This window comes from Kitasatospora aureofaciens (assembly GCF_001188955.3).
In the GTDB taxonomy this organism is placed as follows: domain Bacteria; phylum Actinomycetota; class Actinomycetes; order Streptomycetales; family Streptomycetaceae; genus Kitasatospora; species Kitasatospora aureofaciens.
In genome coordinates this window covers 218,939-230,631 of sequence record NZ_JPRF03000065.1, presented here as the reverse complement: position 1 = coordinate 230,631, position 11,693 = coordinate 218,939, and the positions used below count along the sequence as shown (strand labels likewise).

The 11,693-nt window shown below is 75.0% G+C and carries 9 protein-coding genes; 6 read left to right on the top strand and 3 right to left on the bottom strand.

Annotated features, from left to right (window positions below; all coding sequences use genetic code 11):
- The first annotated feature begins 6 nt into the window (after nt 1–6).
- The 5 genes from HS99_RS34155 (at nt 7) to HS99_RS34135 (ending at nt 7,895) form a co-directional block, all read left to right on the top strand.
- A complete protein-coding gene (locus HS99_RS34155; RefSeq protein ID WP_107050757.1) occupies nt 7–1,143 on the top strand; it encodes an energy-coupling factor transporter transmembrane component T in 1,137 nt (378 codons plus the stop codon).
- On the top strand, nt 1,140–2,741 hold the full coding sequence (locus HS99_RS34150) for an ABC transporter ATP-binding protein (RefSeq protein WP_030549904.1): 1,602 nt from the start codon (nt 1,140–1,142) through the stop codon (nt 2,739–2,741). Before HS99_RS34155 ends, HS99_RS34150 begins: the two co-directional genes overlap by 4 nt.
- Before the next feature lie 73 nt (nt 2,742–2,814).
- A complete protein-coding gene (locus tag HS99_RS34145) occupies nt 2,815–3,654 on the top strand; it encodes an ECF transporter S component (RefSeq protein ID WP_030282320.1) in 840 nt (279 codons plus the stop codon).
- 240 nt (nt 3,655–3,894) lie between these two features.
- Nucleotides 3,895–6,756 carry a glycoside hydrolase family 3 C-terminal domain-containing protein gene (locus HS99_RS45990; protein WP_078958627.1) on the top strand — a complete coding sequence of 954 codons (2,862 nt, stop codon included), beginning with the start codon at nt 3,895–3,897 and terminating at the stop codon, nt 6,754–6,756.
- A gap of 269 nt (nt 6,757–7,025) precedes the next feature.
- Nucleotides 7,026–7,895 (top strand): LysR family transcriptional regulator, encoded by an 870-nt coding sequence (locus HS99_RS34135; RefSeq protein ID WP_030549901.1) that lies wholly within the window; start codon nt 7,026–7,028, stop codon nt 7,893–7,895.
- A 67-nt stretch (nt 7,896–7,962) separates the two neighbouring features.
- On the opposite strand, the gene HS99_RS34130 is transcribed toward HS99_RS34135, so the two are convergent.
- Together HS99_RS34130 and HS99_RS34125 are read right to left on the bottom strand one after the other, a co-directional pair.
- Nucleotides 7,963–8,289 (bottom strand): antibiotic biosynthesis monooxygenase family protein, encoded by a 327-nt coding sequence (locus HS99_RS34130; RefSeq protein WP_030282314.1) that lies wholly within the window; start codon nt 8,287–8,289, stop codon nt 7,963–7,965.
- 99 nt (nt 8,290–8,388) lie between these two features.
- The gene (locus HS99_RS34125; RefSeq protein ID WP_030549892.1) at nt 8,389–8,799 is read right to left on the bottom strand and encodes a cupin domain-containing protein; all 411 of its coding nucleotides are present in this window, start codon (nt 8,797–8,799) and stop codon (nt 8,389–8,391) included.
- 62 nt (nt 8,800–8,861) lie between these two features.
- Between HS99_RS34125 and HS99_RS34120 the strand changes: the two genes are divergently transcribed.
- Nucleotides 8,862–9,338: a MarR family winged helix-turn-helix transcriptional regulator gene (locus HS99_RS34120; RefSeq protein ID WP_030549890.1), complete on the top strand. Its 477-nt coding sequence runs from the start codon at nt 8,862–8,864 to the stop codon at nt 9,336–9,338.
- Nucleotides 9,339–9,357: 19 nt separating this feature from the next.
- Here the strand turns inward: HS99_RS34120 and HS99_RS34115 are convergent, their stop codons facing one another.
- Nucleotides 9,358–11,460 (bottom strand): MDR family MFS transporter, encoded by a 2,103-nt coding sequence (locus tag HS99_RS34115; protein ID WP_046387168.1) that lies wholly within the window; start codon nt 11,458–11,460, stop codon nt 9,358–9,360.
- Nucleotides 11,461–11,693: the final 233 nt, after the last annotated feature.

Genomic DNA, 11,693 nt, shown 5'->3' with positions numbered 1-11,693 from the left:
CGCGACATGCCCCGACCCCTTTCCCAGGACAGATCCGTGAGCAGCCCCGCCCGTAGCACCCGACCGCCCACCGGCCCGCGTCAACTGCACCCAGCGGCCTGGTGGTTGTGGGCGCTCGGGCTCGGCGCGGCGGCGACCCGCACCACCAATCCGGTGATCCTGCTGCTGCTCGCCGCGACCGCCGGCTACGTGGTGGCGGCGCGCCGCGGCGATGCTCCCTGGTCGCGTTCCTACGGGGCGTTCCTGCGGCTCGGGCTGCTGGTGCTCGGCATCCGGCTGGTCTTCGCGGTGCTGCTCGGCTCGCCGGTCCCCGGCACCCACGTGCTGTTCACCCTGCCCGAACTCCCGCTGCCCGCCTGGGCGCAGGGGGTGCGGATCGGCGGGCGGGTCACCCTCGAAGGCCTGCTCTCGGCGCTGTACGACGGGCTGCGCCTGGCCACCCTGCTGGTCTGCGTCGGCGCCGCCAACTCGCTGGCCAGCCCGGCCCGGCTGCTGCGCGCCCTGCCCGGCGCGCTCTACGAGGCGGGCGTGGCCGTGGTGGTGGCGATGACCTTCGCGCCGAACCTGGTCGCCGACGTCCGCCGGCTGCGCGCCGCCCGGCGGCTGCGGGGCCGCAACGACCGGGGCGTCGCGGCGGTGCTGAGCGTCGGACTCCCCGTCCTGGAGGGCGCGTTGGAGCGGTCGATCGCCCTGGCGGCGGCGATGGACACCCGCGGCTTCGGCCGGACCGCGGACGTCCCGCGCCGCCTCGCCCGGGTGACCGCCGCGCTGACCCTGGCCGGGCTGCTCGGGGTCTGCCTGGCCGCGTACGGGCTGCTGACCGCGGGCGGCGCCGGCTGGGCGCTGCCGGTGCTCCTGCTCGGCCTGGCCGCCGCCTTCGCCGGGCTGCTGCTGGGCAGCCGGCGATCCCTCAGGACCCGCCACCGGCCCGATCCCTGGGCGCTGCCCGAGTGGCTGACCGCCGGCTCGGGCGCCGCCGTGGCCGCCCTGGTCACCTGGCTCGCGTCACGGGATCCGGCCGCCTTCACCCCCACCGTCGTCCCGCCGACCGTCCCCGTGCTGCCGCTGGCCGTCGTGCCGGCCGTACTCCTCGGCCTGGTACCGGCGTTCGCCGCCCCGACCCCGCCCCGGAGGGCTTCGTGATCACCTTCGAGCAGGTCTCCGTCCGGTACGCGGACTCGGCCGAGCCGGTCCTGCGGAACGTCGACCTCACCGTCCCCGAGGGCGAACTCTGCCTGCTGGTGGGCCCGTCGGGTTCCGGCAAGTCCACCCTGCTCGGCACGGTCAGCGGCCTGGTGCCGCACTTCACCGGCGGCGTGCTGCACGGCCGGGTCACCGTCGGCGGCCGGGACACCCGCGAGCACCGGCCGCGCGAACTCGCCGACCTGGTCGGCACGGTGGGCCAGGACCCGTTGGCGCAGTTCGTCACCGACACCGTCGAGGACGAACTCGCCTACGGCATGGAGTCCCTGGGCCTGCCGGGCGACGTCATGCGGCGCCGGGTGGAGGAGACCCTCGACCTGCTCGGCCTCGCCGACCTGCGCGACCGCGCCCTCGGCGCCCTGTCCGGCGGCCAGCAGCAGCGCGTCGCGATCGGCTCGGTGCTCACCGTTCACCCGCGCGTGCTGGTCCTGGACGAGCCCACCTCGGCGCTCGACCCGGGCGCGGCCGAGGAGGTGCTCGCCGTGCTGCAGCGGCTGGTGCACGACCTCGGTACCACCGTGCTGATGGCCGAGCACCGGCTGGAGCGGGTCGTCCAGTACGCCGACCGGGTGCTGCTGCTGAACCCGGGCGCGGAACCGGTGCTGGGCGAACCCGCCGAGGTGATGGCGCACTCCCCCGTGCACCCGCCGGTGGTCGCTCTCGGCCGGCTCGCGGGCTGGCGGCCGCTGCCGCTGTCCGTCCGCGACGCACGCCGCAAGGCCGCTCCGCTGCGGGCCGAGCTGGACGGCCGCGCGCCCGCCGCCGCCGGCACCCCGGACGGTGCACCGATCGCCGCCACCGACCGCCTGGCCGTACGGCGCGGCCCGGTCCAGGCCCTGCGCGGGGTCGACCTCGCACTGCGCCCCGGCGAGATCACCGCCCTGATGGGCCGCAACGGCGCAGGCAAGTCCACCCTGCTCGGCAGCCTGGTCGGCCTGCACGCCCCCACCTCCGGCAGCGTCACCGTCGGCGGCCGCACCCCGCACCGCACCCGCCCCGCCGAACTGATCCGGCACGTCGGCCTCGTCCCCCAGGACCCGCGCGATCTGCTGTACGGCGAGACCGTCGCCGCCGAGTGCGCCGCCGCGGACACCGACGCGGGCGCCGCCCCGGGCAGCTGCCGCGCCCTGGTCGAGCGCCTGCTGCCCGGCGTCGCCGACGCCACCCACCCCCGCGACCTCTCCGAGGGCCAGCGGCTCACCCTCGCCCTCGCCGTCGTCCTCACCGCCCGGCCCCCGCTGCTGCTCCTCGACGAGCCGACCCGCGGCCTGGACTACGCCGCCAAGGCCCGGCTGGTGCAGATCCTGCGCTCGCTGGCCGCCGAGGGGCACGCCGTGCTGCTCGCGACCCATGACGTCGAGCTGGCCGCCGAGCTGGCGCACCGCACGCTGATCCTGGCCGAGGGCGAGATCGTCGCGGACGGACCGACGGCGGAGGTGGTGGTCTCCTCCCCGGCCTTCGCGCCGCAGGTCGCCAAGGTGCTGGCACCGGGGCCGTGGCTCACCGTCCAGCAGGTCGCGAAGGCGCTGGGCGCATGAGCGAGCGCAGTGAGCTCATCATCGACAGGTGCCCGTGGGCGAAGGCCCCCGCCGAGCGCAGCGAGGTGGGGGCATGAGCGCCCGTCCCGTCCCGCTCGGCCGCCGGTCCGTCGCGGCGCTGTCCCTGGTCTCCCTGGTGGGCGTGACGGCCTTCGGCTGGCCGCTGCTCGCCTCCACCAGGTCCGCCCTGGTCGGCCACTCCGCCGACGCCCCCTGGCTGTTCGCCCTGCTGCTCCCGCTGCTCCTCGCGGTCGTCATCGCGCAGATCTCCGAGGGCCGCTCGTCGGGCGGCGGTGCGCCGGGGCTGGACGCCAAGTCCGTCGCCCTGCTGGGTGTGCTGGCGGCGGCCGGTGCGGCGCTACGGCCGCTCGGGGCGGGGACGGCGGGCCTGGAGCCGATGTTCTTCCTGATGGTGCTGTCGGGGCGGGTGCTCGGACCGGGCTTCGGGTTCGTCCTCGGCTCGCTGTCGATGTTCGCCTCCGCGCTGCTCACCGGCGGGGTCGGGCCGTGGCTGCCGTTCCAGATGCTCGCCATGGGCTGGGTCTGCCTCGGCGCCGGCCTGCTGCCGGGTGCCGCCACGCTGCGCGGCCGCCGCGAACTGCTGCTGCTGGCGGGGTACGGGGCGGTGTCCGCCGTCCTCTACGGCACGATCATGAACCTCCAGGGCTGGCCGTACATCGGCGGGATGGCCGGCTCCGTCTCCTTCGTCCCGGGCGACCCGCTGCCCGCGAACCTGGTCCGCTTCGCCGCCTACTGCCTCACGACGTCCCTGGGCTGGGACCTGCCGCGCGCCGCGCTGACCGTCGTGCTGTGCCTCGGCCTCGGCACCCCCGTGCTGCGCGCCCTGCGCCGCACCACCCGCCGGGCCGCCTTCGACGGGCCCGTCGACTTCCGCCCGCCGCCGGCCGGCTGAGCTCCTCGCGTCTTCGTGATCGGGAACCTCCCCGCACCCCGACGACACGCCGGGCCTCGCACGTGAAGAAGCCGTTCGGCGGCCGGGGCCCGTCGCCGGACGGCCCGGGCGTGACCCGAACGCGCCCGACACGCGCCGGTACACCACCTGCCATCCCGGGTACACCGTAACTTTGACGGACCGTCATTTCTTCAGGCCCGCCCGGCCAGGTACGACTCCCGTCGATCGGTGGTGGTTGCCATGCGACGTCTCCCCCTGCGGATGCGGATCCTCCGGCTCGGGCTCGGCGGCTGCCTGCTGGCCGCGGCCACGACCGGCAACGCCACGGCGGCGTCGGCGGCACCGGCCGCGCCGGGGAGAGGTCCGAGCGCATCGGAGCAGCGCGTCGAGAGCCTGTTGGCGCAGCTCACCACCGCCGAGAAGGTCACCCTGCTGCGCGGTCTGGACGCCCCGGGCGGCGTGAGCTCCGTCGGCTACGTCGCGGGCGTGCCCCGCCTCGGCATCCCGCCGCTGCTGCTGTCCGACGGCCCGGCCGGCGTGCGGGACGGCCGGCCGGCCACCGCCCTGCCCGCGCCCGTCTCGCTGGCCGCCGCCTTCGACCCGGCGCTGGCCACCACCTACGGCGACGTGCTGGGCCGGGAGGCGCGGGCGCGCGGCTACCAGGTGCTGTACGCGCCGATGGTGAACGTCGTCCGGGTCCCGCAGGGCGGCCGGGACTTCGAGACGCTGGGCGAGGACCCGTACCTGGCCGGGCGGCTCGCCGCCGCCGAGGTCCGCGGCATCCAGGCCCAGCGCGTCGCCGCGCAGGTCAAGCACTACGCCGCCAACAACCAGGAGGACAACCGCGAGTCGTACAGCTCGGAGGTGGACGAGCGCACCCTCGCCGAGATCGAGCTGCCCGCCTTCCGGGCGGCCGTCCGGGACGGCCGGGCCTGGTCGGCGATGTGCGGCTACAACCCCGTCAACGGCATCTGGGCGTGCGAGAACTTCCCGCTGCTGCGGGACGTGCTGAAGGGCCGCTGGGGCTTCGACGGGGTGGTCGGCTCCGACTACCCGGCCACCCACTCCTCGGTCAACGCCGCGGCGGCGGGCCTGGACCAGGAGTTCGGGGGTTCGACGTACTTCGCCGACCTTCCCGCCGCGGTGGCCGACGGGCGGCTCGCCCCAGCCGTGCTGGACGACCAGGTCCGGCGGGTGCTGCGGCTGATGGAACGCACGGGAGCGCTCGACGGCGGCCAGCCGCCCGCCTCCGACCCGGCCGCCGGCGCGCGCGACGCCCGTAGGGCCGCCGTTGCCGGAACGGTTCTGCTGCGCAACGAGAACTCCACCCTGCCGCTCGACGCCACCCGGCTGAAGTCCGTCGCGGTGATCGGCCCGTGGGCGGACCGCGCCTACACCGGCGGGGGCGGCTCCTCGCACGTCACCCCTTACCCGGACCGGATGGTGACGCCCCGCCAGGGCATCGCGGCGCGGGCCGGTTCGGCCACCGCGGTGCGCTACCACCTGGGCGACGACCCGAACGCGGCGGCCGCGGTGGCCGCCGGGGCCGACGCCGCCGTGGTGGTGGTCGGCGACCAGGAGACCGAGGGCGCGGACCGCGGCTCGCTGGACCTCGCCCCGGCGGACGACGCCCTGATCCGAGCCGTCTCCAAGGCCAACCCGCACACCGTCGTGGTGCTGAACACCGGCGGGCCGGTCACCATGCCGTGGCTGGACGCGGTGCCCGCGGTGGTCGAGGCCTGGTACCCGGGCGAGCAGAGCGGCGCCGCGCTCGCCGACGTGCTGTTCGGGGACGCCGACCCGGGCGGGCGGCTGCCCGTCACCTTCCCGACCTCGGCCGGCGCGACCCCGCTCCAGGACCCCGCCCAGTACCCGGGCACGGGCGGCGCCTACCACTACACCGAGCGGCTCGGCACCGGCTACCGCTGGTACGACGCCAGCGGCACCGCCCCGCTGTTCCCCTTCGGCCACGGCCTGTCCTACACCGCCTTCGACTACGCCGGCCTCACCGTGACCGGCCCTGACCCGGCCGGCCGGGTGCGGGTCGGCTTCGACCTCACCAACCGGGGCAGCCGGACCGGCACCGAGGTGCCGCAGCTGTACCTGACCTTCCCGTCGGCGGCCGGTGAGCCGCCGCAGCAGCTCAAGGCCTTCGACAAGGTCACGCTGGCGCCCGGCGCCTCGACCCACGTGGAACTGCCGCTGGACCGCTCCGCCTTCGCCGTCTGGGACCAGGGCGTCCACGGCTGGGGCGTCCCCGGCGGCCGGTACGGCCTCACCGTCGGCGCCTCCTCCCGCGCGCCCCGGCTGCGGGGCACGGTGGACGCGCCGGGCTCCCCCGCCGTCTCCACCTGGTCCGGGCGGATCACCGGCTCCGACGGGTCCTGCCTGGACGCCGAGGCCGCCGCCGCCGACCCCAACCAGCCGCTGAGGACCACGAGTTGCGCGGGGACGGCGGCCCAGGACGCCACGGTCGGCTCGGACGGCAGCCTCGGCGTCCTGGGGGGCTGCCTCACCCCGGCCGGCTCCGACGACGGCGCCGCCGTCCTACTGCGGGACTGCCACCCGGACGTTCGGGGCACCGAACAGGTCTGGCGGCCGAGCCCGGACAACTCGCTCCAGAACCCGGCCTCCGACCGCTGCCTCACCGCCGCCGACGGCCGCCTGCTGCTGCGCGACTGCTCGGGGGCCCCCGGGCAGCACTGGGCCACCCCCCGTCCGAGCGGACCGCTGACCGGCGTCGCCGGACAGTGCGTGGACATTGCCCGGGCCGCGACGGCCAACGGCAGCGCCGTCCAGCTCTACCACTGCAACTCCACCGGCGCCCAGGACTGGTCCGTCCAACAGGACGGCTCGCTACGGGCCCTCGGCAAGTGCCTGGACGTCACCAACGGCTGGACCGCCGCCGGCACCGCCGCCCAGCTCTACGACTGCAACGGCACCGGCGCCCAGAAGTGGCTGCCCCGCGCCGACGGAACCCTCCTCAACCCGGTCTCCAACCGCTGCCTGGACGCCCGCGACGGCAGCAGCGCCGACTGGACCAGACTCCAGATCTGGGACTGCCAGGCCAGCCCCAACCAGCTCTGGAAACTGCCCGGTTGAGCCGGTTCATCCGATCAGCCCGGCGGCCCGGCTCATGGCGCCGACCGGCGCTGACCATCCGGGCGGGGCGTCGGCGGTCCGGCGGCGGCGATGCCGCTGCTCCGGGGCCCGGTTCGCCGCTCGGCCCGCCGCACGGCCGTACGCTGTCCCGCAGCACGTGCACCACGCAGCGAGCACCAGCCAGCGAGCACCACGCGGCACGCACCACGCGGCGAGCACCAGGCAGTCGTGCGAGCACGCGCGGGCGCTCGGGGGAACCGGAGAAACCAGTGGAACTTCGTCAGTTGCGCGTCTTCGAGGCCGTGGTCACCCACCGCACCGTCAGCGCCGCGGCCGTGGCGCTCGGCCTCGCGCCGTCCTCGGTCTCCGAGCAGATCCGCACCCTCGAACTCGGCCTGGGCACCGAGCTGTTCGACCGGGCCCCGCACGGCATGGCCCTCACCGCCGCCGGTGAACGGCTGCTGCCCTGGTCCCGCAAGCTGCTCGACCAGGCCGAACAGGCCCGCCGGGAGGTGGTCGCCGACCGCGCCCGGCTCCGGCTCGGCGCCCTGGAGACCATAGCGACGACCCACGTCCCGGCCGTCCTGGCCCGGCTCGCCGAACGCCGGCCCGACCTCGACGTCTCCCTGCACACCGACACCGCCCGGGACGGCCTGCTCGGCGGCGTCGCGGCCGGGGCCCTGGAGGCCGCGCTGATCCTGGACACCGCCGGCCCGCTCGGCGACCTCGGCTTCTACCTGCCGCCCGCCCCGCTCGACCACCTCGACCTCAACGAGGTCCCGCTCGCCCTGGTCGCCGCCCCGGTCCACCCGCTCAGCGGCGCCACCGCCCTCACCCGCGCGGACCTGCACGGCCAGCGCCTCCTGGTGAGCGCCCCCGCCTGCTCCTTCCGGCTCGCCGGCGAACGCCTGCTCGGCCACGACGTCGAACGCGTCCGCACCGGCGGGGTCGCCGTCACCCGCGCCTGCGCCGAGCAGGGCCTCGGCATCGCCCTCCTCCCCGAGTTCGCCGTCCAGGACCCGCTGGCCTCCGGCGCCCTCGTCCGCCTCCCCCTCGTCCCCCCGCCCCTCCGCCTCCGCCTGGTCTGGCGCGCCGACCGCGAGACCGTCCCCGGTCTGCGCGAGGCCGCCGCGGCCTGAAACGCCGCGCGCCCCGGGCTCGCGGAGCCCCGGGGCGCGCCGTTCGACGTACCGGACGTACGGGCCGTCAGGCCTTCGGGCCCGCCGACTGGACGACCTCGAAGGACCACAGCGTCGACCCCGAGGCGGCCGGCCGCTTCGGCGCCTCGCCGCCCTCACCGCCACCCTGGTGGGCCGCCTTCATCGGGCCCTCCATCCAGGCCTTGAAGTCCTCCTCGCTGCGCCACCGGGTGTAGACGAGGTACTGGTCGGTCCCCTCGACCGGGCGCAGCAGCTCGAACCACTCGAAGCCGTCGGAGTTCTCCACCGCGCCGGCCCGCGAGGCGAAGCGCTGCTCCAGCACCTCGCGCTGCTCGGCGGGCACCGTCAGTACGTTGATCTTGACGACGGACATGCCGCTCCTCACTGATACGCCGGGGCCCCGCGTACGGCGCGGCCGCCGGCCCGGTTGCTGCCTAGGGTCAGCAGTCTCCTACACCTCACGCGCCGCGGCTCAGGCGATCCACGCCGGGAGCAGGCGTTCGGCGTCGCGCGGGGCGAGGGCGCAGGCGCCGTCGGGGGTGCGGGCGTCGGGGTTGTAGGCGTGGGACGGGGAGGGGGAGGCGACGACGGCGGTGAAGCCTTCGGCGGTGGCGATCCGGCGCGGGGCGTCGGCGGGGAGGACGAGGGTGTCGCCGGCGGCGACCGCGATGCTCTCCCCGGCCAGGTCCACTTCCGCCGAGCCGGTCAGGAAGGTCCAGATCTGCTCGGTGTCCATGGCGTGCAGCGGGCCCTGTCGGTCGGCGGGCATCTCGACCTTCCACTGGGCGAGGGCGGTCGAGCCCTGGGTGGGCGAGGCGTGGGTGGTCATGACGGCGTTCGGAGTCTCGGTGCGGCGGGCGTCGGCGGAACGGATCACGGGCATGGCGAAGGGACCCCCTAGAATGGACAATGAAGTTGTCTATATGGTCAATGAGGTTGTCTATCGTGTCAAGCGAACCCGCCCCGCCCGGCTTCGAGCTTCCACTGCGCCTGCTGCTGGCCTTCCGGACGATCATCGACGAGCTGCACGAGCGCATCGCCCACGAAGGGCACCCCGACCTGCGGCCGATGCACGGCTTCGTCTTCCAGGCGATCGGCCCGCAGGGCACCACCGCCGTCGAGCTCGGCCGCCGGCTCGGCGTCTCCAAGCAGGCGGCGGGCAAAACCGTCGAGAACCTGGAGCAGCTCGGCTACGTCGAGCGCGGCAGCGACCCGGCCGACGCCCGCCGCAAGGTCGTCCGGCTCACCGACCGGGGCGTGGACTGCCTGGTCCGCTCGGCGCGGATCTTCGACGAACTGCGCGCGGAATGGTCCGAAGCCCTCGGCGAGGAGCAGCTCCGCCGGATCGAGGACGGCCTGCGGCGGCTCGCCCCCGGAGACCCGTTCCGGCTCGATACCCCGCGCTGGTTCGGCGCTCCGTGACCCGTGCGGCGCCAAGACCCTAGAACGACCGCCCCTCGCCGTGGTAGGGCGGCTGGAGGCCGAGGGGTGGGTCCGGGCGGTCGCGCCGGTCGGCGCAGAGGGCGGAGCTGAGCCGGGTGAGGAGTTCGGCGAGGTCGTCGTACTGCTGCTCGTCCCAGTCACCCAGCAGTTCCGCCAGCTGGGTGCGCCGGGCGTCGACCAGGCGCAGCGCGGCCTCCTGGCCGGGCTCGGTGAGGCGCAGCGGCAGGCCGCCGGTGCGGGCGGCGAGGCCCCGGCTCTCCACTTCGCGGACGGCCTCCTCGACGACCGAGATCGGGACGATCCTCCGCTCGGCGAGTTCGGCGGGCTCGACCGAGCCGTGGTGGTGAATCTGGAGGAGCAGCCAGCTGGAGGCGGGCAGCAGGTCGAGTCCGGCGGTGGCGGTGATCCGCCGGAACAGGTCGTGCCGGGCCTCGCGGGTGCTCAGCACGGACAGCGCGCGGGCGATCTCGTCCAGGGAGGACCGCTCGACCGGGTTGATCCCGATGGACTCGCTCAGGTCGGGCGCGGTCACCGTGGAGCGCAGCTTCTGCTCCCGCAGGAACAGCGACAGCACGAAGGCGACCAGCGTGACGGGCACCGCGTACAGGAAGACCCGGGTGATCGACTCGGCGTAGGCGTGGTGGACCCCGGCCTGGGCGGCGGCCGGCAGCCGGGTGATCAGCCGGGGGTCCGCGCCGATCTGGTCCGCCCGGAAACCCGGCGGCAGCGGCTGCCCGGCCAGGGCGTCGGCGAGCCGGGAGCGCAGACCACTGGCGAAGACCGTGCCGAAGATGGAGACGCCGAAGGAGGCGCCGATGGAGCGGAAGAAGGTGGCGCCGGCGGTGGCGACGCCGAGGTCCTGGTAGCCGACCGAGTTCTGCACGATCAGTACCAGCACCTGCATCACCAGGCCCAGCCCGAGGCCGAAGACCACGAAGTAGAGGCTCATCTCGGCGGTGCTGCTGTGCTCGTCCAGCCGGGAGAGCAGCACCAGTCCGATCGTGGTGACGGCCGTCCCGGCGATCGGGAAGATCCGGTAGTGACCGGTGCGGGCGACGATCTGGCCGGAGCCGATCGAGGTGAGCAGCATTCCGAGCACCATCGGCAGCATGTGGATGCCCGACATGGTGGGCGAGACCTGCTGGACGACCTGGAGGAAGGTCGGCAGGTAGGTGAGCGCGCCGAACATCGCGAAGCCGACCACGAAGGAGATCACCGCGACCAGGCTGAAGGTCTGCGAGCGGAACAGCCGCAGCGGCAGGACGGGTTCGACGGCCGTCCGTTCCACCTGGACGAAGGCGAGCAGCAGCGCCACCCCGAGCACGCCCAGGCCGGCGATCTGCCAGGAGTCCCACGCCCAGGTGGTGCCGCCGAGCGAGGTCATCAGCACCAGGCAGGTGGCGACGGCGGCGATCAGCGCGGTGCCCAGGTAGTCGATCCGGTGCTCGCGCCGGACCTCCAGGCCGTGCAGCACGGCGGCGATCACCACCAGGGCGACCACGCCGATCGGCAGGTTGACGTAGAAGACCCAGCGCCAGCTGAGGTGGTCGACGAACAGGCCGCCGAGCAGCGGTCCGAGCACGCTGGTCACCCCGAAGACGGCACCGAAGACGCCCTGGTACTTGCCGCGGTCCCGGGGCGCGACGAGGTCGCCGACGATCGCCTGGGAGAGCACCATCAGGCCGCCGCCCCCGAGGCCCTGGAGGGCCCGGAAGGCGATCAACTCGCCCATGTTCTGGGCGAGTCCGCAGAGCACCGAGCCGATCAGGAAGATCACGATGGAGGCCTGGAAGAACCGCTTCCGGCCGTACATGTCGCCGAGCTTGCCCCAGAGCGGGGTGGCGGCGGTGGAGGCCAGCAGGTAGGCGGTGACCACCCAGGACAGGTGGTCCAGGCCGCCGAGGTCGCTGACGATCGTGGGCAGCGCGGTGGAGACGATGGTCTGGTCGAGGGCTGCGAGCAGCATCGCCAGCAGCAGGGCGCCGATCGGCACCCAGAGGTTGGGAACGGTGACCTCCGGCGGGCCGGGCTCGGGCGCCGGGGCCCGGTCGGACGCGGGACCAGGGTCCCCCCGGCCGGGGGTTGGGGGAGGGTCCGTCATGGCGTCTCCGTAGGGTCGCGGGGTTGCGGTGCCGGACGACCGGACGCCCGGCGGATGATCACTCCCGGTTCCCCATGCTGGCAGACATGTCCTGGTTTGCGCCGCCTGGTTGAGCCGAACGTAAGCACCGGGCCCGGTCGGGCCCCGTCCCGGCGCCTTCCGGCGGTTTCCCCCGGGCCCAACCACCACCAACCGGCACAACACCCCCGTCGGGGGCCGGACGCCCCTGTCAA

Coding starts and splice junctions, on each gene's coding strand:
- HS99_RS34155 (WP_107050757.1), top strand. CDS start 7: ATGCCCCGACCCCTTTCCCAGGACAGATCCGTGAGCAGCCCCGCCCGT.
- HS99_RS34145 (WP_030282320.1), top strand. CDS start 2,815: ATGAGCGCCCGTCCCGTCCCGCTCGGCCGCCGGTCCGTCGCGGCGCTG.
- HS99_RS45990 (WP_078958627.1), top strand. CDS start 3,895: ATGCGACGTCTCCCCCTGCGGATGCGGATCCTCCGGCTCGGGCTCGGC.
- HS99_RS34115 (WP_046387168.1), bottom strand. CDS start 11,460: ATGACGGACCCTCCCCCAACCCCCGGCCGGGGGGACCCTGGTCCCGCG.
- HS99_RS34125 (WP_030549892.1), bottom strand. CDS start 8,799: ATGCCCGTGATCCGTTCCGCCGACGCCCGCCGCACCGAGACTCCGAAC.
- HS99_RS34130 (WP_030282314.1), bottom strand. CDS start 8,289: ATGTCCGTCGTCAAGATCAACGTACTGACGGTGCCCGCCGAGCAGCGC.